We start from the raw sequence: 22,503 nt of genomic DNA, 5'->3' as shown, positions 1-22,503 counted from the left end.
ATAGTGGCTATTGGCCTTTACGCGATTAATAAAAAGGTTTGCCAACCGGCCTCATTCTACTAACCGGCCACGGCTGCACCCTCCCTGTCCTGCTCACGTGTTGATCACAATCGTCTTGGCCAACATATCGCCCAAGCGACGGCGCAAACCGAACAGTGCAAAAGGACCGTCCAGAACACTGAACAGCAGCTTCGGCACATTGCGCAAAAACGACTGGAACAGCGTGCAGTTCATTGGATACGGGTAACCCACCACCGCCGTGCGGCACACCCGCTTACCCAGGCTCTGGCCGTTGGGTAACGCATCGCAAAACAAAAGGTACCCGAAGGCTGAGAACATCAGCACATAGCGCAAGCCAGTAAACAACATCGGGCCCGCCAGCGAGTGCAAATAGAGATAGGCGTAGTCCAGGTTGCGCATCAAAAACAGCAGGAAAAACACCACGGCCATATCGATGAAATAGCCGAGCAATCGCCGGAACGGGCTGGCTAGGTCCCAGGTTTGTGCAGCCGATACTGAATCGTTCATAACGTGCTTATCCCCGGCCATTGTCATAAATATCCGCCAGGCCGCGCACGCTCGTCAGGTTGCCGGTCTGGATCACGATGGTCTTGGCGAACATGTCGCCCAGGCGCGTCCTGGATTCCATAAAGATCCACACCCAATCGATCACCACCAGCGCGCCGGAATTACGCGTGAATGACTGGGAAATGCTGCAGCCTTTTCGGGTCTTGCGGTCGACGGTGGCAATGCTCAGCAGGCGCTTGCCCAGGCTCTGGCCGTTGGGGAGCGCATCAGCCAGCAGGAAGTAGGCGAAGGCCGCAAAAAACGCGGAAAGAAAACCCGCCTTGGGCGTCACCGCAGGAACGTAGGCAGACAGCGCCCCGGCGGCGAATTTGAGGATGAAAAAAATCAGCACGGCGATGACGCAGTCGATGAGCCGCGCGGCCAGGCGGCGGCCAATGCTGGCCAGGATGGTCGGGCGTTTAGCGGTGTTGCTTGCGTCCATGCGGTGTTGCTCCAGCTTTAAGACGGAAAATTGGTGTCGACAAAGTTTCTGGCAAAGTCTTCGGCGTTGATTGGCACACCGGCCTGGGCGAATTTTGCCGAATTTGTGCGCCAAACAGCACGGATTTTTTCCTCCAAGGAGGTCGGAAACTCCATCTGAGAGGCGACGACATCAGACCAACTGCCCTGCGTCCCATAGAGTTCGTGCAACTTGGGTTCGAGTGCCGTCAAATCGGCGCGTTGCTGGTCGGACAGCGCACCAATGGCCGACAGGACATAGCATTCAAGAAGACGGAGAAAGGGCTTTCCTGCATATCGATTCATCATCAAAAACGCTCAACGAACATTGAAAAAATCAAAAGGACCAAACCGACTGCCTATCCAAGCCCAGCCAGCTTCAAGGCGTTTGCGGCTGCTTTGAATCAGCGCAGATTTGCTCCCACCCTTTTTCAATCACACCCGTGTACTTGCCGCACGATGCCCCTTTTAACTGAGACTCCATAAAATCGCGCTCCGGCTCGACCCACAGCAGGCCAACCAGATAGGCCGCACCCGCCGCAAGCATCAGCAGCGCCACTGTCCGAGTCAACATAAACCGGAGCGTGGCTGCGGCAGTGCGAGACCGCTCAAGCACAAACGCGAACAACAGGCCAATGCCGCACCACACAAAGGCGCCGGCCGCCACGCCCAGCACTGACGAGCTGTGGTCGAGGTAGAGCCAGGCCAATATGAATACGCTGGCGCTGCCGCACATCACCAGCAGGCACAACCACTGCACAACCCGACACGCCCCACTCGAAAGGCTCATGGGAACGTCGTCCCGATACGCGCCCGGTCATTTGAGAACCAGATGCCCGTCACCTTGCCCACCACGTCCTCAACCGCGACCTGGCCCATGAAGCGGCTGTCGTTGCTGCTCCAGCGGTTGTCGCCCAGCAAAAAGAGGTGCCCTGGCTCGACCGTGACCGGTGCCATTTCAAGGGATTCAGGCCCTTTTACGCGGTCGGCCGGTGCGTGAAACAACCCGAGGTTTTCGCCGTTGTGGATCAGTTCACCGTTCACCAGGGCTAACGTGTCCCCAGCAACACCCGCCACGCGCTTGACCGCTTCAGTGCCATTCCAGCGGTACACCACGATATCCCCCACCTTGGGCGGACCGGCGCGCAGGTCCGTCAGGATGTAGTCGCCGATGGACAGCGTCGGCACCATCGATCCGGATGGGATGTAGTAATTTTTGAATCCCAGCACGGGTACCCGCAATACATCGAGCATCAGTACAGCGATCACCATCACCCCGACGTAAAGGACGTGGAAACGCTTGCGTGGCACATTGGGCGGTCCGTTGTAGCGACGCGCGAGCACGGCGGACAGGATGGCTGAGCCCAGCTTGACGATGATCAAGAAGGTGAATAGCCCATACAGCCCAATGGGGGTAGCGACCAGACCCAGCGCGCCCAGCAACGCGAAACCGCCGTACAGCAATATGGCGACCCCGATACCCCACTTGATACGGCCGACATACACCAGGCCCCAGCCGGCCACCAGGCAGGACATGAGGAAGGCCAGGAGCGAGAATTTTGCGGATTTCATCGATCATCCTTGAAGAGGTAAAAAGCATCTATAAAACAAGTAAATGCGACGTTCAACGAACATTAGACAACCACAAGACAAAACCTAGAATAAAGCCAGCTCCAGCCATCTTGAGATAAAGCGGCACATTCTCCTTTATAAGCACGGCAACGTCCTCGCCACCACTCAACCAATACCCGGCAACCTGGAAGAACACGCACATGAACAATAGGCCTAGCGCACAAGCGCAAGGAAGATAGACGGCGAGCCACCAAGGTTCATTTCTCCTCATTACCGTCTCTTTTCTTCCAGAACAAGGAACAGATTTATTAATGAAAAAGTAAAAAAGGGGACGGATTTATTTAGGCTTGGCACTGACCGTAAGTATTGAATAAATCTGTCCCCTTTTCTCTCTAAATAAATCTGCCCCCTTTTCTCGGCATCTGTCGGGGTTTATCGCAGGAGGTCACTACATTCCCCCATTACCGGATATGTAAGACTTCACATACGTCCATCGAGTGAGGATCCAATACGCCGCGAATACAAACGTAAGAGGAAAGCCTATCCAGTTGTATACCCAAGGCGAGTCAGTGCGCAGGGCAAGTGAAATCACCGCAGCGATGATCATCGCGAGTAGCAGGCTAGCCGCCAGAATCATGGAAAACAGTGAGATCGATAAGAAAAACCCACCGATCCATTTATTTCTTCTCACCCGAAGCCTCCTCGTAAAACGTATATCCTTTATCAGCAACAGACTTCAGGTACGCTCCCAGCGCTGCCCCGTAAGGTGCTGCCTTGCCAAACACAAACTTGTTGTTGTCGAAGCCGTGCACGGTGACGCCGAACATTGAATCCTTTTTATTGAGGCCATCCTTGAGGCCCATTTTAAGCGGGACCTTAACGAAGCCTGAGCCCAGTGACAATGCGAAATCCGCACCACTGTAGATAACCGGCCCATACCCGCCAGGAATCTCATTGAATACTTCTTTGACCGGGTTGTAACCGCCACGGTCATTGTTGAAATGGTTATAAACCCCCGTGGTGCCTTCTGAAATGTTGCCAAGCCCGAACGCCCCCATCGGGACGCCAAAGCTGCACCCGATGATAGAGACACATAATGTATAACCCGCCGACACACTGACCGCCCCACCCCCTATGGCAGCGATGTCCTTGCTCACGGGAAGCGCATCGCGTGTACCGAAGTCCAATACATTATCGATCATCGAATACTTGAATAACCCCCGATCCCTTTGGGCATCCGCCCACTCAAGCACGTTGCTTAGCCCGACCATATCGGCTTCGGTCAGATAAGCCTCTTGATACTCCTTCGAGCCTCTGTCCAAATGCGCCCAGCATTTGATGGAGAAGCACACGGCTTTCTTCACGTCCGCCTCCGAGAATTCACCTTTCTCAACCTCAGCCTTGATCGCCGCGAGCTCGTCATCGTGCGCTGCTCGGTTATACACGTCGACCGACATCGCATTACCACCCGCAACGACTGCGCCGGCGGTGCCATTTCCGGAGCCAACCGCAGCGCCGACACCTACAGCGATCAATGCGGCCATCGTATCTTGGTCCACTCCCTTGATGTCATTTTTACCCAACGCATCAGCAATGATTGGCATCAGAGCAGCAGACGTTCCCGCCCCCAACGCGCCGCTCTGCACATTGCCACTGGACAACCCGATAGCCGCCCCCGCCAACGCGTGCAACATCACACGCGCCGCACCGCCTTCAGCCCAAGCCGCCCGAGTGGCCGCATCTGCCTTTGGATCAGTCGCACGCGACTGGGCATAATCGCCAATCTTTGTGAAGATATCGCTGGAGGCCGTGTTGGCGACAATACCAACCGTCGTTCCTACAGACGCGCCACCCAGCCCTGCGGCGATTAGCCCGGACGCGATATCGGCCATTAAGCGTTTGTCGCCACCGACCTGCCAGCGCTGGGCTTCCGTATAAGCGGCATTCGCTGCGAGCACCGTTCCAGCGGCATCCGGCGAACCGGCTTCGGTCTGGGCTTTGGCTTTATCGGCCAGTGCTTTCGCCTCATCCGCCTTCGCCTTCCCCACCGCACTGATCACCCCACTGGCCAACTGCGCCGAGCTTTGGACCAGGTCGATACGCTCCTGCATGGCCTTTTCATCGGGCCGGTCTAGCTTCTGATTAGCGTTGAGCGTGTCACGGTTGAGCCCCACCAGGTCATTGGCGCCCTCGGGATTGCGCACCACAATCGTGCCTTCACTGACGGCGCTCCGGGTGTGGCTGTGGTCGTTGTCCTTGAGTGCAATCGGGATACTGCCCCCCATCGACGCGCCGCCGGCGCTGCTGGAAGACACCGAAATACCGACCGACTGGCTTTTGATCTCGCTGACATTCTTGATATCGCTGACGACCAGCCGATCCGTGCTGAGTCGATTCTTGTCGGCCGATGCTTCACTGGCGATCACCGCGCCTTGCAGTGTCGTGGTCTTGCCGACATCAATGTCGTAGCCCCCCGCTCCTGCAAACAGGCCGCTCTGGTCGGTCACGCCCTTGTAGTCACTGTTTGTCTTGCCGGCGGCAATATTCGCCGAACCCGCGACGGTGGAGCCGAAGCAGAACGGTGGAATACAGATGCTGGCACCGAAGCCTGCGCTGCTCTGTTTGCTGCGCGACGACTCAGTGTCCTGCAACGAAAGGATCGTGAGGTTGCCGCCGATATCCGCCTTGATGGTGTCTGCGCGAACCTGAGCGCCTTTGAGGGTCGTGTCACCACCGCTCTGCAACAACAGGCTCCCGGTGTCGAGGGTGCTATTGACTTGGGTGACGGTGTTGCCATTGCCATTGTTTTTGGCGCCTTGGGCGCCAAGGTCGAGGGTAAAGCCGTTCTGCTCGCCGATATTGAAGCTGGCGCCAATGGCCGTCTTGTTGTTCGACCCTTCGTTCTTACGGTCAGTGGTGTTTTGTGCGCTTTGCATCAGCACATTGTTTTTCGCCAACAACAGCGTATTGGCGGCCTTCAGGCTGCTGCCGGTGATCTGGATATCACCCTGAGTTTCCGCCGCTGCGCCCGTGGCAATGACTGCCAGTTCCTCACCGGCGTTAAGCGTGCTCTGCCTGGCCGTGATGCTGTTGAATTCGCTGCTTTTCTTGCTGCGGTTATTGGCCAGCTCCGTACCGATCTTGATCAGCGAACCGTTGCTTGGGGTCCCACCTTGCTTATTCTTGAAGCCCCCGCTCTGGTCGTTGGCGTCCGAAGCCTGGCCCGCCAAGTTGTAGGCGGCGAGTGCTGCCTGGGCGATTTTCACGGCTTTGAGCCGTGGGTCATCGGCGTTCTTCGCCGCCTCGCTCGCATCACGGATACTGCGAGCCGTGTCGACCACGGCACCGCCAATCACCCGGCCAACCGCCAGGCTCTTGGCACTATCTTCAGACGTTTGCCGCGCGGTTTCCACCCCCGCCACAATGTTCACATTTGAACCGGTGAGCGCCATGTTCTTGGTGCTGACCAAGTCACTGGCAATCACCGTCAACTCACGCCCCGCCGTCAACGACACATTGCCCGCACTCGAGCCAACGGTACTGCCGGTCAAGGTCATTTCATTGGCCGTGCCGTTGTGCTTGGAGCTGTTGATGTACAGCTTCTGGTTGCCGGTCATGTCATCCAGGCCGAGCTTGTTGCCGGTCAGCACACCGGTCAGGTCGCGATTTTTTTCCTTGTGCATGTCGGTGCGGGCGAAGGTGTTTTGCGCCGCGTCGATGGTCAGGTCGCGGCCGGCTTGCACGGCGAGGTCGCCGGTGCTGACCAGGTTGGAACCGGTGACGGTGGCGTCGCGCTTGGCGGCAACAGTGACGGTTTCGCCGGAGACCATGCTGCCCATCGCGGTGGTGCGTTTTTCGTCGACCTTGTCCTGGACCTTGCTCGACTTGAGCCCGCCCCAGCTGCTTTTGCTTTCCTTGCGCTCATGGCGGGCGCTGTCGGAATTGCTCACGGCCAGGATGTTCACGTCCTGGCCCGCGACCAATTGCGTCGCGCCTTTCTCGGCGGTGACGGCGCTGCCGGCCAGCAGCAGGTCTGCACCGGCTACGACGGTGCTGTGAGTACCAGCACTGACAAGACTGCCGACGTTGTTCACAACGTCCGTTTCGTCGAGGCGGAATTTCTTGCCCTGGGACGTTTTCTTGGTCTTGCTGTAGAAGCTGTAGTCCTGGTCTTCGGCGGTACGCAGGCTGAGGTTTTTACCGGACACCAGGTAAGCCTCGCTACCGGCATTCACCTGGCTGGCCACCAGTTGCAGGTCTTGCCCCGCACTCAGGGTGGCGTCGCCACCGGCCTTGATCACGCTGGAGACTTGCTGGACGTGGTCCTCGATACTGGTGACTTTTTTCGAATTGAACGACGAATGTTGCTCGTTGGCCGCCGCGATGGCGTTGAGGTCGCGGGTGGCGACAAGGTTCACATCGCGCTTGGCTTCCACCTGGCTGGCGACGGCGCTGATGTCGCGACCGGCGATCACGTGCAAATCGCGGCCGGCTTCGACCACGGAGCCCTGCTGTGCAATGTTTTTGAAGCTCGAGCGGGTGCCGACGGCGCTGCTGTTAATCGTTTGCGCAGCGGCGATATTCACGTCGCCAGCGGCTTGTGCCGTGGTATCCGCAGCACTTTTGAGCACGCCGCCGACGTTGTAGAGGTTGGCACCGGCTTTCAACGCCAGTGCATCAGCAGATTCGATACGCGCGGCACTGTCGATAAAGTCGCTGCGTTCAGTGCGATAGGCACTCGCGCTTTCGTGAGTGGTCACGCTGCGTTCATTGAGCAGGTCGGCACCGGCGACGAGGTTGACGTCGCCACCGGCAATCACGCCGCCGGCACGGTTGCTCAGGGTGTTGCCGCTGAGCAGGTCGAGGCGCCCACCGGCTTGCATCAGACCGCTGTTGGTGAGGTTGCCGCCGGCGTTTGCCAACAGGCTGCCGGTGGCGCGCAAAGTGCCGGCGTTATTGAGGTTGCTGCCGGTGATCAGCCGGACGTCGCTGCCGGAAATCAATGCGCCATTCGGCGCCAGGCGGTTGCTGGCCTGGGCAAGGTAAAGCACCGGCACCAGCACCTGTTGCCCGGCGACGGTAGTGTTTTCCAGCCACACGATATCGTGAGTCAGCGCCGCAACCTGCTCGGCGGTGAGGCTCACGCCGACCGACAGGTTCAACGCGCTTTTGCTGCTGATGGCGTTGTCCATCAGGTGCTTGAACAGGTCGGCATCGCTGGTCTGGCCGTCGATGAAACGCTGGCCGGTGCGGGCGAGCACGGCTTGCTGGATCAGGCGCTGCTCGTAGAAGCCATCACCGAGGCGGCGCTGCGCCGTGTCGGGGTCGTAGCCGAGCTTGGTCAGCATGTAATCCGAGCCCAGGAACTGACGCATGTCGGTAAACAGCGGGTTGGTTTCGATCAGGTACTTGTGCGGGTTAGCCGCGAACTGGCTGGTCGGCAGGCCATTCACGCCCTTACCGTCGTTGAGGTGGAACAGGCCGTTCTCGCCGGTCGGCAGGTCGAAGCCCGGCAGGCCGAGTGGGTTGACCTGCTGCTGGGCAACGTCCGGCGGCAGTTGCGGGTTGAGGCTGACCTGGGTCGAGTAGCCCGGCGCCTGGGTATTGGCGCCGCTGCCCACGTAGGTGTAGCCGCCGCGTACCACGGTGTTGTCGATACCGGCCTGGGCCACCACATCCACAGCGCCGCCTGCCTGGATGACCGCGGCGTAGCGTTGGTCGGTGGGCGACAGTTCGGTGGTCTTGCCAAGTTCGACCAGCTCCTTTTGCATCATGCCGATAAAGGCGGCCATGCCTGCTTCAAGACCGCCGAGGTTGTTGGCGTCGTAGCCAGCACCGTCAACGGAATACTGGCGGGTGAAATTCGCCGCGTAGAGGTACCAGCCTTGCGGCTTGCGCTCGCGTTCAGACATGAAGAAACGGTCGTGCTGGGTGTCGTGGGTCACCAGGCCGATGTTGCTCAGCTGGTTGACGCGCACGCTCAGGTTACCGCCGGCGGCGATGCTACTGCTGCTGTTGAGCAGATCACCGCCGGTCAACAGCATGTTGCCGGCCGAGGTGATACTGGAGGCGGCTGAAGCCTCCTTGACGATCAGATGTTCGCGCTGGGTGATCTGGAACGGACGGTTCTGCTTGCCACCGTCACAGTCGCCACCGGTCACGCCCTCGACACAGGCAACGGGGGTGATGGACGCGCTGTAGATGCCCGACTCGGTGGTGAGCACAGTGCGGATATTCTGGATCGTGCTGGCCGCCAAGGTCAGGTTGCGCTCGCTCTCGATGGTCCCTGAGCTGTTGATGATGCTGGTCGCCAGCCCACCCTGACCGTCGCGGTCGATACGCAGGTTGCCCATGGCGTAAATATTGGCGCCGAGGTTTTTCAGGCGCTCGACCCGCAGGTTCATGTCGCCGCCGCTGAAGATCAGGCCATGGTCATTGAGCAGGTTGCCCACGGACAGGTCGAGGCTGCCTTGGCTGGCGACGGTGCCGCCAACTGTCCAGTCCAGGCCTTTGCCGACCAGTGCACGGGTGCCGAGCAGTTTGCCGGTGGCGGTCTGTTGCAGGTTGTCGACATTGACGGTCAAGCGTCCGGCCTGGATTGCGGTGCTGTTGGTCCAGTGGGTTTTGTCGAGCGTCAGGTCGCCATTGGTCACCAGGCTACCGCCGACATCGTCGAGGCTGATGCCGCTCAGATCCAGCACGCCAGTGCCCACGTGCAGCACTTTGCCGCCGGTGTTCTGGAAGGTGCCGGCGGCGAGGCTCAACTGGTCGTTGGCGGTTTCCAGGCTGCCGCTGTTGTTCAGCAAGCCGCCGATGGCGTAGCGGGTTTTACCTACCTGGCCCACTGCACGCATCTGGCCGCTGTTGGTCAGGCTGGCGGTGTCGACATCCAGGGTCGTGGCGCTCTCGATCAAGCCGCGGTTGGTCAGGGCGCCTTGCAGCGTCAGGTCAATCTGGTTGGCCGCGATCTCACCGCCGTTATCCACATTCAAGCCGCTGAGGCGAATGCGATCACGGGCCAACAGCGTGCCGCTGCCGTTGTTGAAATCGGTGGCATCGATCACCGCATCGCCGGCTTTGGCAGCGATGCGCCCACCGTTGTTGGCGAGGGTGCCGGCGGTGATCGTCACACCGGCCTTTTCACTGTGGATCAGCCCGTTGCCGCCGTTTTGCAGCAGGCCGGTGGTGGTAAGCGCCAGGCCATCGTTGGCGGCCAGCGTCCCGCTGCTCTGGTTATCGACACTGTTGGCGAACAGGGTCAGCAGGCCCTGGCTGGCGAGCTTGCCGCCCTGGTTATCCACATGGGCGGCGCGTTGAACCAGCAGCGGGCCGACGCTCGCCAGCTTGCCGTTGCGGTTGATCAGGTCGCCGAGCAAATCCAGGGTGATGGAGCTTGCGCCCGTGAGGTTACCGGCACTGTTGTCCAGTCGGTTGCCGTACAGGGTGAATGCACCCGTGCTATCGATGATGCCGCCCTGGCTGTTGTCCAGCAGGCCGCTGACGTTGAGGGTTTGTGCGCCGTCGCTGAGCAGTTGGCCCTTGTTGCGGTTGTCGACGCTGGCGGCGGTAACGTTCAGCGCCTGCTTGGCACTCATCGTGGCGCCCTGGTTATCCAGTGTTTGTGCGGCGGTGGCAGTGAGGCTGCGATTGGCGATCACCCGGCCGGTGTTGGTGATGTTCTGGCTGTCGAGCGTGACGTCGCCACCGGCATTGCGCGTGTTATCGGCGTTGACCCCGGCTTCGATGATGCCGTTGTTGGTCAGCTGGCCATTACTGGCCAGGGTGATGCTGTCGCGTGCGGCGAGGCTCTTGCGGTTTTTCAGCTCGCCTTTGGTTTTAGCCTTGAGCGTGGTGCCGGCGTAGACCGGCCCGTTCGCGTCGAGGCTGGCGGCCTTGATGTCCACCGCGCCGCTGGCGGCGGCCTGGGCCATGCTCAAGTGGCCGTTGGCATCCAGTTGGATATCGCCGCCACTGGCCGCCAGCGTACCGTCGAGCTTCACGCCCACGCCGGCTTCGGTGCCCACCAGCTTGATGGCGCCAGCGTACATGCCGCCAAGCGCCGAGGAGTCGATAGCCAATTCAGGTTTGGCGCTGCCGTCATCGGCACGTGCGGTGGTTTTCAGGCTTTGTGCATCGACGTCGTTACGACCGGCAATCACGGTGAGTTCGCGTGCGTTGATCTGCGCGTTGATCTTGGCCGAACGGGTGATGATCTCGAAACGGTCGACGTTGCTGGCGTTCAGGCCTTTGCCGTCGATGGTCACGGCGCCGCCATCCACCTGGTAATGGTCCAGGCGACCGACTTTATCGATCACCGGTTTGCCGGTAGTCAGCGTGACGTTGGGGGTGTTGATAAACCCGCAGCCGTTGCAACTGATGCCATAAGGGTTGGCCACGATGACCTTGGCCGACTGCCCCGCCACTTCGGTATAGCCACGCAACTGGCTGGGGCTGCCGCCATTGACTTCGTTGAGGATGACGTTCGCCGCGCCGCCCTTGAGGTTCGGGTTGCCGACGATGATCCCGCCCAGTTGGGTGTTCTGCAGCGCACCCGTGGCGTTGTTGAGAATCACGCCATTGGGGCCGACGTTGTAGTCCTTGAACTGGTTATGGGACAAGCCGCTGCCATTGGGCGTGGCGATGTTCACCACCGGTACGCCGTTGCCCGCCTGGCCGACGCTGGTGCCCGGGCCGCTGACCACGATGCCGTCAGCATTGGCCAGCAGCGGCTGCCAGAACAGCGCGTTGGCCAGGACCAGCGCAAGGCCGCGTTGGGACAGGCTTTTCAGGGCAGAAGCAGGGCGAACATCCATATTCTTAAATCTCAAGGCAGCGGCGTTGAATTACAGGAAGAAATCCAGGCGGAAATAGATCGGCGCTTCGCGCTCGGTCACCACGCCAGGTCGCTCCAGGGAATGGGCAAACGTCACACTGGTGCTGACGTATTTGCCGCGGGCGAACAGCTCGACGGAATTACTCGATACGCGCCCATGCTCGTCATCGTTGTAGCGATCGTTGCGAATCACGCCCTGGTCATATCCGACACTGGCGCCGTATTCGGCGAAGGCCGGACGCATCCAGTCCAGGGTGACCGGTCGCGCCCAGCGCACTTCGTTGCGCCAGTAGCCACCGCTGTCGCCGTTCAGTTGCTGGTCCTTGAAACCGCGCACCGAGTAGGACCCTCCCAGGCTCATGCGTTGCGGTGAATACAGGACGTCTTCACTGCGTTGCCCGGTGGCGAGGCTGGAAAAACTCAACGACTCGCCCCACAACGTAAAGGGTTGCAGGTAGCTCATGGTGGCGGTGTATTTGCGATAGCGCGGCGTCGCCGTGAGGTTGCCCTGGGCGTCCCGTTCTTGCCGATTGCTTTGCGCATCAAACGCACCGATACCGTTTTGCATGCCCACGTCCAGGTTGACGAAGGCACTGCCGATTCGCCGGCCGTGGGTGAGGCCGACCTGGAACTCGCTGAGGCGGTTGCTGCTGGTCGGCAGGCGTGCGTCGAGCACGTAGTTGTTGGTGCGCAGGTGCGTCAGGCCGACGTTGACCGAGGTCTTGCTCACATCGTCACGATGGATCACGCGTTCGGCGCGCAGTTGGTGGTTCTGGCTGTCGCCGTTCTGCTTGAACTTGAAGTCATCGACCCTGCCGAAGGTGCGGTATTCACTCTCGCTGTAGCTGTAGCTGAAGTTCCACCAGCCCCACGGCAGGTTGTAATAGAGCATGCTGCTTTTCGAGGTTTTCTGGTGGTCGCTGAGGGCGTCGTGGCCGCCACGCAGAATCAGCTGATCGGCCAGGCCTAAGGGGCTGTCCCATTCCAGGCCCGCGCCCCATTGCTGTTCGCCGGTACTTTTCTGGCCGTCGTTGTTGCGTGACAGGCTGGCACGCCAGGGCTTTTGTGGCGTGTTTTTGACCCGCACTTCACTGCCGCCGACCTGGCTGCCAGGGGTCAATTCCATCTGCGCCTGCTTGGAGGGTAAGCGACTGAGCTGGTCCACCAGTTGCTCGACTTCCCGCAGGTTCAGCGCCTCGCCGACCTTGCCGGGAAACGCTATCGCCAGTTCGCGGTCGGTCACATTGCTGCCCTGTGCGCCCTTCAAACCTTCGAGTTTGCCTTCGACCACCAGCACCTGGAGATGACCGCTGGAGAGGTCTTGTTGCGGCAGGTAAGCACGGCTGGTGACCCAGCCCTTGGCGATGTAGTAGTCAGTAATAACCTTGAGCAGTTCATTGAGCTGTGCAACGCCCAAGCACTGGCCGATATAGGGTTTGAGCAGCAGTCTGCGGTCGCCGCCGGACAGGCTGTCGGCGCCCTTGAGTTCGATGTCCTGGATGGGAAAGCAACGGGTATCCGCTGGCAGCGCCGGGGCCTGGGGCTGGGTGCCTTTGCCGGGCAGGTCCTGGAGTTCTTCCAGGCGCCGGCGCTGCTCTTCGAGGAGGCGGTTCTGGCGGTCGCGGATCAGGTCCTGATCCCCCGGCGTAGGAGCGGCCGTGGCGCTGTTCAGGCTCAAATAGGCGAGCAGGAAAGTGCACAGCAGATACCGAGTCCGTGGCAGTAACAAAGACATGTTCGATCCATCGAAAATCAAGGGCCGGCAAACTAACATCGAACTTGCGCCAACTCAAAAACAAGAGTTAGTTGCACATTCGTACTAGTTAATCATGCAAGCTGTTGATTAATAACAACTAAAAATAATCAAAGAGATACATGGCCTGTCACTGGAATTATTATTCCGACAAGCGGCAGCACTAATGATCGCGATTCGTCGGATAACTTATAAATTGCCATTAGTTGGCCATCAAGTTATTGCCGAGATAGGTTAGTACCGGAAAAAGCAGAAAAGTTCGCGGAGGTTTTGTGAATTGGATCCCATTTGTCGGGATTAAACCGGATCGTTCCCACCTTGCATGGGAACGATCTTCCTGCGTGTTTCTTAGCCAGCGTCTTTGTTCTGGTCCTTGCCAGGCACCAGGGTCAGCCCGGGCTTTTCCACATCACGGGAAACATGGGATTTGACCTGCGCCACACCACCGTCCTCATCGTTGTGGATCACCAGCACCCCAGGCCGACGCAGTTGCTCCAAGTCACCTTCGCCCAGACTGAAGCTCTCGCTCAGGTTCTTGTCGGTGAGCGCCTTGGCCTCCGCGCGACGCTGGGCAAACTTGCGCCCTTTGCGTTGCTGGTAGCGCGCCCAGGTGACCAGGATCACGGCGTTGAACAATGCAATCCACAGGTACACCTGCAAGGTATTGAGCGCGGCAAAGATCGGCGCTTCGATACGCGGGCCATCGTGGGTCTCCAGCATCGAGCTGATCCCACGTGCCAGCAACCAAATCAGGCCGGCCCAGGCCATCAGGGTCAACAGCACGTCGATGATCCACATCACCAGCCGCTGGCGAGTTCTGACCAGTTTCATGATCACGCCTCCTCTTCAGTGGGTTTGATGCCGCGATCCGGGCTGACCCAGCGCGCACGCTTCTGATGCTGGTTGAACAACACCTTGGGAAAGCTGACCAGGGTGGTGAACAAACTGACCAGCCAGAACACCATCGGGTACCACACGGTCCAGAACAGGGTTTTCCACAGGTCCTTCTCGTAGCGGCGGTCGATGATGATGCTCACGGCAAACTGCAACAGACACACCATGGCCAATACCAAGCCGGTGAACGCCGGAGGCATCAGGGAGTCGACCGCAATCGCTTGAGGCAGCGGGATAAATTTACCCACGCCCCAGAAGATCACCGACAACAGGAAGGTGAACGCCCAACCGGTGGACAGGCAGTATTCGAACAACAGCGGCCACAGGTAGCGATGACGCCATTGCCAGATGCCACGGATATTCTTGAACAGCACCTCGGCGCCGCCCTGGGCCCAACGCAGACGCTGCTTCCACAGGCCGCCGACGGTTTCGGGCATCAGGATCCAGCACAGGGCGCGGGGCTCGTAGAAGATGCTCCAGTGATCGAGCTGCAGCTTCCAACTGACATCGATGTCCTCGGTGATCATGTCGGTGCTCCAGTAGTCGATGCGGTCCAGCGCCTTTTTACGGAACGCGACCACTACACCCGACACCGTGAAGATCCGGCCAAACACCCGTTGCGTGCGCTTGATCAAACCGATGATCGAAGAGAATTCACCGACCTGCACGCGGCCGATCAAGGTCGAGCGTGTGCGGATGCGCGGGTTGCCGGTCACAGCACCCAGGCGTGGGTTATCCAGCATCGGCGCCACCATGTAGGCCGCTGCGTTTTTATCCAGCAACGCGTCGCCATCGATGCACACCAGGAACTCGCTGCGCGCCGCCACGGCGCCCATGCGCAAGGCCACGGCCTTGCCTTGGTTCTGCGCCAGGTGCAGCACGCGCAGGCGCGGGTTCTCCAGCGCCAGGGCGTCGAGCACGGCGGCGGTGTTGTCCTTGGAGCCATCGTTCACCGCGATCACTTCGATGTTCGGGTAGAGCTGACCCAGTGCCGCATGGATGGTGTCGGCGGCGTTATCCCCTTCGTTGTAGCAAGGGATGATGATCGAGATCAGCGGGTTGCCGGCCAAGGTCGGCGCCGGTGTGTCTTCTTCCCAGGGCCAGTGGCGCTCCCAGTGCAGCCAGAAATACAGGCCGCCTGCGATCCACAACGCCGACATGAACAGCGGGTAGAAAAACACAAAGTCCATCAGGAACTGCCCGGTGACCAGGAAGATCAGGCCCAGGGGCACACCCAATACCAATGCCAGCACGAATAAAGCCAAGAGTCTGTCGAACATGGTCAAGGGTTCCATTGGTTGGAAAGGGCCGGACGCACAGTCTTCAGGTCCGGGGAGTTTTCCAGGAAGTTGTCCGGGTAGTAGCCAAAACTCGTGACACCCTGGCGCTTGAGTACACCCATCCATTCAGCCATTTGCTTGGCGTTGATGTCCGGTGCGGCCTGGGTGTGCCAGTCTTTGGCTTGCAGTTCAAACACGGTGCGCTCCATCGCACCGGGGCGCGCCTTGACCGTGGCGACCAGCTTCTCCAGCCAGGCATTGGAGTTGCTGTACTCCTGGCCTTCCATCAGCGGCATGGCCATGGGCGCGGTCCAGTCGTAGGTCTGCAGGAAATCATCCAGGTTCTGCGCAAACCAGGCTTCGCTGCCGGGGTTGAGCATCGGCTCGGCGAAGATATTGCGCGCGGTCAGTATTTGCGGCCCACCGATGGCGCGGACCTTGGCAGTCAGCTCCTTGGTGAAGTCGATCAGGTAGCGGCTCTTGAAGCGGGTCCAACGCTGCATCACGGCCGGATCGGCACGCAGCGCCTCAATGGTGTCCGGCAGGCCCGCAGCGGCATAGGCCTTGAGCGCGGCGGGGCTGGCATCTTCGAAATCGTTGAACACCGCATCGTCGTGGTACAGCACGCCGTCGATGGCATTGTTGCGCGCCAGGTCCTCGTAGATCTCACCGATGATCTTGCGCACCTGCGGGTCGAACGGCGACAGGCGTTTGTACTGGTCCGGGTCGAGGCCGACCTGGCCGGTTTTCGGGTCCCAGCGCGTTACGCGTGGCAGCTTGGGGTCGAGGGCAAAACTGAGCACTGGCATCCACGCATACACGCTGGCATGGGCACGGGTGTGCAACTGCCAGGAGACGCGGTTGAACAGGTCCGCGCGTACCGGCAAGTGGCGGTTGGGGAAGTACACCGAATGCACCAGGCCGTCACCCTTGGGATCGGCGAAGGCTTGCAGGAACACGGTGCCCGCGCCCATGTCCACCACGCGCTGCACAAGCTGGTCGAGGTTGCGTGCCTGTTGAGCCGGATCCGGGTCGTAGACGTTATCCAGGTCCACATGCAACACGCGCATCGGCGCCTTGGTTTGTACCGCGACCATGCTGTTGGCGAAATGCTCGCCATCCGGGTCGGAGGCGACCAGGAAGCGTGGGCTGTTCATCAGGTCACTGGAGCTGTCGAGGCCATCTTCCAGGGTCAGGGCCATCTGGTAGCCCTGCTCGCCAATGATCGCCAGCGAGGTGCCTTTGGCGGCACCGTAAGGCCACACCCACACCCGTGGTTTCTTGCCGGTGACGCTTTGGATCTTGTTGGAGATCGCCACCACATCGGCACGCATCCGCGCATCGAACTGCGCCTGACTTTCATAGCGCCCGGTGGCCGGATCAAAACGCAGCGAGGTCGCCGCCGGCTCCAGGTTGCCCTGGGGGTTGGCCAGGATGCCCTTGTGGTTGTTGTCGGTGTGCGCGGCGATTTCCACCAGGCCCGATTGGGACACTTCGCGGATCTGCTGCCAGGTCAAGAACTCGCCACGCGGCCGTGGCTGGCCGGCGAAGTCCACCGGTTGGTTCATCGGCGTGTCGATCCAGTAGCCCACCGGCGCCAGCAGGGCCGGCCAGCGATAGGCACGCAGGATCGGCATCACGCGGGTGTAGAAGCTCGAATAGCCATCGTCAAAGCTGAGCATGATCGCCTTGGGCGGCAACTCAGGCCCACCGTTGCGCGCCGCCAGGATCTGGTCAACGCTGACCGCCTTGTAGCCGTTCTCGCGCAGCCAGGCCAACTGCTCGATCAAACGCTCGGTGCGCACGGCCACCACCGCCTGATCGGGGTCGCGATCCTCGACGTCGTGGTAGGCAATGCCCAGGAAATGGTTTTTCGGCCACGGCGCTTCGTTGGCCGGGGTCGGCCGCTCGGCGGGCGGAGTGAAAGGCGCGGGTTGCTGGGCACAGGCACTGGCCAGCATTACGCCCAGAATCAACAAGCAACGGCTGAGGACGGTCATGGTCAGGCTCTTCTAGAAACGGTAAGTGAGGTCGACGAGCAGACGCAGATCGCGTTCGCGATCACCGTCGTAAGGTCGGCTGATCAGGCTCAGGTTGGCGCCGGCTTCCAGCACATCGTTCCAGCGATAGCGTTGGCCGTAGCCCACCAGACCGATGCCACCGGTGGAATAATCCTGCTGGCTATACGTACCCGCACCGACCTGGAACTGCTGACTCCACTGGGTCTCGTAGCGGTGATAGAGCACATGATTGATGTTGAGGACAGGCAACACGGTGAAGTCTGACTTCGGATTGAAGTAGATCGTGTCCTCCTTGCTGTTGCGGCTGGCACCCACTTCCAGGCCCAGGTCTACTTGCACCTTGGGCGAGCTGTAGAGGCCTTCGCGGCCGCTGAGCAAGGCTTCGAAGCGGTCGTTGCCGTCGCTGAAATGGGACGGGCTGAGGGTCAGTTTCCACTCGCGGCTTTCATTGGCGCGCCAGCGGATAAAACCGCTGCCGCCGTTGGCCGTGATCCCTTCATTCAACGCCCGCAGCGGTGTGGTGGACAGCAGGTAGCCGAGGCTGCCGCCGTATTGCCAGTTATCGTTGATGTCGCGGGCAATCGACACGGCAGCGCCTTGTTTGGAGCCATCGCCGTAGGAGTGGTTGGAGACCTCGGCTTCAATCGTCATGTCGCGGGTACGCCGCTCTACGCCAACGACTTGCCAACGGTGGTGACCGGTGCCTTCTTCAAAGTCGGCAGTGGCATATCCGGCACCGGCAAACACGCGCCAGTCTTCGTCGATGGGCGGTGTGTAGATCCGGCTTTCAATGCCCCAGTCACGGCTACCCGAGACGGCACCGGCATCGCCGTTGTTGCCGCCGCCGAAGCTTTTACCGGTGTAGGCCTCGACCCGCAACTCGGCCATGTCGTGCACATCGCGCAGGCGACTGAGGCGCTGCACTTGGCGGTTGTCGGGATTACGGGCGACCACGTCGTCGGTGAGGATGTCGAGCTGACGCCATTCCTGCAGGTCCAGGGCGGTGAAGCCTTGGGACATTTCCAGGCCGATGTCACGCGGGCTTTGCGCTTCGGTTTCCTTGAGCGATTGCTCGGCGCGCCGTGGCCAGTCGCGGGCGCGGTACATCTCGGCTTGCGCCAGGCGCAGGCCGATACTGCCAGGCGCCTTGCCGACCAGTTCTTCCAGGGCCTTTTCGCTGGATGGCAGGTCAGAGCCATAGGTGCCAGCCTGGGCTGCCAATTGTTGGGCGTCCATCCACTCATCGTTAGGGTTGCCGATGGGCAGTCCCTTGAGTTCGACCCGGGGTTTCTGGCTGTCGGCCAGGTTCTTGGCGACCGCTCGCGCTTCGTCCACCTGGTCGTTTTCGAGCAAGGCATAGAACAAAGCGGTGCTGTCTTCAACGCGGTCGCCCACGTCCGCATCGGGCGCGCTCAGCGCTTGGCGATACAACGGCGCCGCCTTTTCCGGCAGGCGCTGGTCGAGGTAGGACGCGGCCACCCAACGCACCGCATAGGTGGGCAACTGCACACCTTCGGCCTGGAGGGTTTCGTACTCGCGGATCACCTCGGCGGTGCGCGCCCGCGCCTTGAGCGCACCCAGGCGATCGATACGCCAGCGCACCACGTCGTCTTTGGCCGTGGGGTCCGGGGTCCAGCGGGCGAGGAGCTGGTCATAGCCCTGCAAGGCGCGATCGGCGATGACGTAGCGTTCTTTCTCGGTGCGCGTGGCGAACTCGGCCATGCGCACGCGCTCGGCGGCCAGGTCGCCTTCCAGGCGACGCTGGGTCACCGGGTCGACAAGACCGGGGCGTTGGGCCGACAGGCGCAACGCAGGTTCGGGCAGACGCGCCTTTTGCAGGGCGACCACGTATTCGCGGGCCACTTCTGGTTTGTCACTGGCGCGGATAAACGCCTGGTCGAATTCAAACAACGCGTCGTACTGCAAGCCCACACGGGTCAGCGCGTAACCCAGGGCCATGCGCCGGTTGGGGTCATCGGGCTTGGCGGCTACCAGCGCACGGGTGCGTTGTACGGCTTCGCTGGCCTTGCCGCCGTCGGCCTGGGTAAGGGCCATGCCCAGTTGCAGGTCGACATTGTTCGGCTCCCGCAGCAACGCCTTACGATAGACCGCCTCGGCCTGCGCCCACTGCTTCTGGTTGCGATAGGTGCGCGCGACCGTGGCCAGCGCCTGGGCGGTCAAGTTGCGATTCTGCCCCTGTGCCTCATACACCTTGAGCACTTCGGCATCCTGGCCGGCCCAACCGGCGATCACCAGGTGGTCGCTGATCTGGCCTGGCGTCTGGCGCTCGGCAGGCAGTTGGCGCAGTTGAGTCAAGGCGGGTGTGAAATTGCCGTTGCGCGCCTGGATGATCAGGGCGTCATAAGCCGGGTCGGCCATGGCGAAGGTGGGCATCAGCAACTGGCTGCACAAGGTTACCCCGATGAGCAGCCGTAACCGGCCTGAGGCACTGAGTGGGAGGTTTCGCAGCATATCGTGAGCTTCCTTACACACGGAAAGCTGTAACGATAGGTGGTCCTGAGCAATTTGCATCAGGGTGTCGGCGTCTCGTGACCCGACCTAGCTTTCCTGTATGAACTATCCCCGACGCCTGTATGAAAAAGGACAATTCATAACAATTGTTCAGAATTGCCCTACAAATCTGAAAAACCAATGGGGGAGCGGCCTTGCCTGCGATGAAGAGTGGCTAATCGACATGAGTGCCGGCCTTTTGACCCTTATCGCGGACAACCCCACTCCCCCATTAATTATTTCTGGGCGATGGCGAAATCTTTACTGCGCGCCGCCGACCGCACCGACCTTGGACATCACAAAGCCGATGAACTGCTCGACGGTCATCTTCTGGCCGTTGAAGGTCACTTCATTGTTGGCGTAATGCAGCTTGGACACCACGTCGTTGCCGACCAGGGTTGCCAGCTGTGTGCCGACCGCCATGCCGCTGACCATCTCGCTGGCCATCTGGGATTGCTGCTCGATGGCTTTAGGGTCGGTCACACCACCGACCTGTGCTTGCAGGGCGGCAACGTCGGCGATCATTGGCTTGGACAGGGTGAGGTTGGCGTCCAGCAGCGAGACCATTTGCTTGCCCAGTTCAACCGGTGGCAGCTCCATGGAGGTCGGCTTGGCCAGGTCCAGCACCAGGTTGAACTTGCTTTCGCCGTGGGTGGTTTTCAGCGACAGGTTTTCCAGCGCCAGATGCGGCTTGGCGGCCAGCAATTGGTTGACGTTGGCTTCTGCCAGGGTCTGCTCGGCTTCGGTCAGTTGCAGCTCAGGCACCGGTTGACCGGCGGCGGCAGCGGCCTGCACCGGCTGCATTTTGTCTTGATACAGCTTGGTCAGCACCAGGCCGGACGGCACGTCGATGTTCTTCAAGCTCAGGGCCATGGCAGCAGAGCCGACTGGTTTGCCCTGGTAGCCGATCTCGTCGATCTTGTAGTCGACGCGACCGGACATGTTGTTGTCCTTGATTTCACTGGTGTCTTTCTGCTCGAAGCCCTTGAGGGTCAGCACGGCTTTCTGCGGGCCGAAGGTGAGCTTGGTATCGCTCAGTTCTACGGTGTTCTGCCCGGTGTAGAAGCCGAAGGTGGATTTTTCCAGGTTGCTGGCCACGGTCAGGCCGGCGAGTTCGACGTTGAACGGCGCGCCATTGGCGTCGACTACATCCAGCTTGAGGCTGTTCATGTAGCCATCCACCTTGACCTTCTTGCCCTCGGCGGTGCTGTCGAAGTCCAGGTTCAGGCCGGAGAAGCTCACCGAGGAGGTCTCGTCCTTGAATTCCAGCGGCAGCAATTCGAGGTTGCCGGTGACCGAGCGGCTGTAGCCGATATTGGCCACGCCTTTGAGCGGCGACACGTCCTTGGCGGCGGCGAACCATTTTTCGGTGGTGGCGTTCTTTTCCAGTTCATAGTGACTGGTGGCCATGACCGGCAGCCACTTCAGCGACACCAGGCGCGAGAACGGCAACGGGCCGTGTTCGATATGGTCGACAAACAGCAGCTCGGGGTTCGGGTTCTGCTCGCCGAAGAATGAGCCCTGGCCCTTGAGGCGGTAGTGCGCGGTGCTGCTGAACAGGCCACGGTCCAGGGACACCAGCTCCAGGGCAACGGTGCCGTCGACGCCAGCCATGGAACGTTGCAGTTCCTTGTTGGCGTCCTGCACCGCCGTTTGCAGCACCGGCTCCAGCTGCTTACCGGTGTACCAGGCACCGCCTGCACTGACGACGCCGACGGCGACAACGAAACCCAAAAGAACAACGGCTGGCTTATTCATGAAGTGACCTGATCAAATCCTGTGAGAAGTGGGCTGTCTTCCTTGAACCCCATGGGGGATTGGCTCAAGCCCGCCGAAAACGGGGGAAGATTAGCACTGGCGGCCGCGAACGGCCCAGCTTTTCAGAGGGATCAGATCAGCACTAGTTCAGGAATACTCCAGCTCAATTTCATCCAACTGGTGGTCGAAACTCTTCAGGCGTGCCGTCCAGGTGTACACCAGCACCTCAAATTCGCGGTGTATCACGGCATTGCCGGGGGTGTCGGCCTTGGGGTCGCAGAAGTCCAGTTGGTAGCGCTCGCGGGCCATTTGCGTGGCCACGTCGGACAATTCCCGCGCGTTATTCAGCCAGTGCCTACCATCCGCGACTTGCTGATCGAGTGCCACGCACTGTTTTTTCAGGACTTCGAGGCTTTTTTCCAGGGGCGTGCCGGTCAGGTCTCCCATGACCTCCTGAAAGGTGCGCCCCGGTTGCCAGTAGCTGCCCCAGAAGTAGCGGTCGAACACGGTCTCAACGCGGCGCAACGCGACCTTGGTGTCCCAGATCGCCACGCGGGTCTTGCCTTGTTCGAGAAGTTTTTTCTTCACCCGTTGGTTCTGGTAAGAGGCCCAGGCCACGACGCCGATGGACAGGGTGCCGATCACCAGGCAGGCGCTGTCGAGAAACACCATCGCCTTGTCGAGTTGGTGAGCCAGCATGACGCCGTAGAAATAAGCAGCCGATAACAGCACCAGTGCGAAGAGCACGCACCAGAAAGCGGGAGCATAAGGGTTTTTCATTATTGGAATCCCCATGAGCAAACGCGAGCAGTGTCAGGCGAATCGTCACGGCGATCCGCCTGTCAAAGCATAGCT

General features: G+C 60.3%; 13 protein-coding genes. All 13 read right to left on the bottom strand.

What is annotated here, in order from left to right; translation table 11 throughout:
• Nucleotides 1-93: 93 nt before the first annotated feature.
• The 13 genes from OZ428_RS00820 to OZ428_RS00760 all read right to left on the bottom strand — a co-directional run bounded on the left by OZ428_RS00820 (nt 94) and on the right by OZ428_RS00760 (nt 22,428).
• Entirely contained in the window at nt 94-528 is a 435-nt protein-coding gene (locus OZ428_RS00820; RefSeq protein WP_269132462.1) for an RDD family protein, read from the bottom strand.
• Nucleotides 529-535: 7 nt separating this feature from the next.
• Complete coding sequence (locus OZ428_RS00815; RefSeq protein WP_061434815.1) at nt 536-1,009, bottom strand: RDD family protein; 474 nt, start codon at nt 1,007-1,009, stop codon at nt 536-538.
• Between the two features lie 17 nt (nt 1,010-1,026).
• The gene (locus OZ428_RS00810; RefSeq protein ID WP_133076582.1) at nt 1,027-1,335 is read right to left on the bottom strand and encodes a hypothetical protein; all 309 of its coding nucleotides are present in this window, start codon (nt 1,333-1,335) and stop codon (nt 1,027-1,029) included.
• A gap of 70 nt (nt 1,336-1,405) precedes the next feature.
• Complete coding sequence (locus tag OZ428_RS00805) at nt 1,406-1,786, bottom strand: hypothetical protein (RefSeq protein WP_269132461.1); 381 nt, start codon at nt 1,784-1,786, stop codon at nt 1,406-1,408.
• 26 nt (nt 1,787-1,812) lie between these two features.
• Nucleotides 1,813-2,598, bottom strand: coding sequence for a signal peptidase I (gene lepB, locus OZ428_RS00800; RefSeq protein ID WP_269132460.1), 786 nt, complete (start codon nt 2,596-2,598; stop codon nt 1,813-1,815).
• Between the two features lie 677 nt (nt 2,599-3,275).
• Complete coding sequence (locus OZ428_RS00795; RefSeq protein WP_269132459.1) at nt 3,276-11,411, bottom strand: two-partner secretion domain-containing protein; 8,136 nt, start codon at nt 11,409-11,411, stop codon at nt 3,276-3,278.
• Nucleotides 11,412-11,441: 30 nt separating this feature from the next.
• Nucleotides 11,442-13,166, bottom strand: a complete 1,725-nt coding sequence (locus tag OZ428_RS00790; RefSeq protein WP_269132458.1) for a ShlB/FhaC/HecB family hemolysin secretion/activation protein — start codon at nt 13,164-13,166, stop codon at nt 11,442-11,444.
• Nucleotides 13,167-13,532: 366 nt separating this feature from the next.
• Nucleotides 13,533-14,015: a poly-beta-1,6-N-acetyl-D-glucosamine biosynthesis protein PgaD gene (pgaD, locus tag OZ428_RS00785; protein ID WP_033900133.1), complete on the bottom strand. Its 483-nt coding sequence runs from the start codon at nt 14,013-14,015 to the stop codon at nt 13,533-13,535.
• Between the two features lie 2 nt (nt 14,016-14,017).
• On the bottom strand, nt 14,018-15,358 hold the full coding sequence (gene pgaC / locus OZ428_RS00780; protein WP_061434806.1) for a poly-beta-1,6-N-acetyl-D-glucosamine synthase: 1,341 nt from the start codon (nt 15,356-15,358) through the stop codon (nt 14,018-14,020).
• Nucleotides 15,359-15,360: 2 nt separating this feature from the next.
• A complete protein-coding gene (pgaB, locus tag OZ428_RS00775) occupies nt 15,361-17,358 on the bottom strand; it encodes a poly-beta-1,6-N-acetyl-D-glucosamine N-deacetylase PgaB (protein ID WP_269132457.1) in 1,998 nt (665 codons plus the stop codon).
• A 12-nt stretch (nt 17,359-17,370) separates the two neighbouring features.
• Nucleotides 17,371-19,851 carry a poly-beta-1,6 N-acetyl-D-glucosamine export porin PgaA gene (gene pgaA, locus OZ428_RS00770; protein WP_269132456.1) on the bottom strand — a complete coding sequence of 827 codons (2,481 nt, stop codon included), beginning with the start codon at nt 19,849-19,851 and terminating at the stop codon, nt 17,371-17,373.
• Between the two features lie 300 nt (nt 19,852-20,151).
• Nucleotides 20,152-21,648: a YdgA family protein gene (locus OZ428_RS00765; protein WP_133076587.1), complete on the bottom strand. Its 1,497-nt coding sequence runs from the start codon at nt 21,646-21,648 to the stop codon at nt 20,152-20,154.
• Between the two features lie 147 nt (nt 21,649-21,795).
• A complete protein-coding gene (locus OZ428_RS00760) occupies nt 21,796-22,428 on the bottom strand; it encodes a hypothetical protein (RefSeq protein ID WP_033900124.1) in 633 nt (210 codons plus the stop codon).
• Nucleotides 22,429-22,503: the final 75 nt, after the last annotated feature.

Source organism: Pseudomonas sp. GXZC, from assembly GCF_026967615.1.
Classification (GTDB): domain Bacteria; phylum Pseudomonadota; class Gammaproteobacteria; order Pseudomonadales; family Pseudomonadaceae; genus Aquipseudomonas; species Aquipseudomonas azotoformans_A.
Note: the sequence above shows the minus strand (reverse complement) of the source record. Positions and strands in the feature narration are given on the sequence as shown.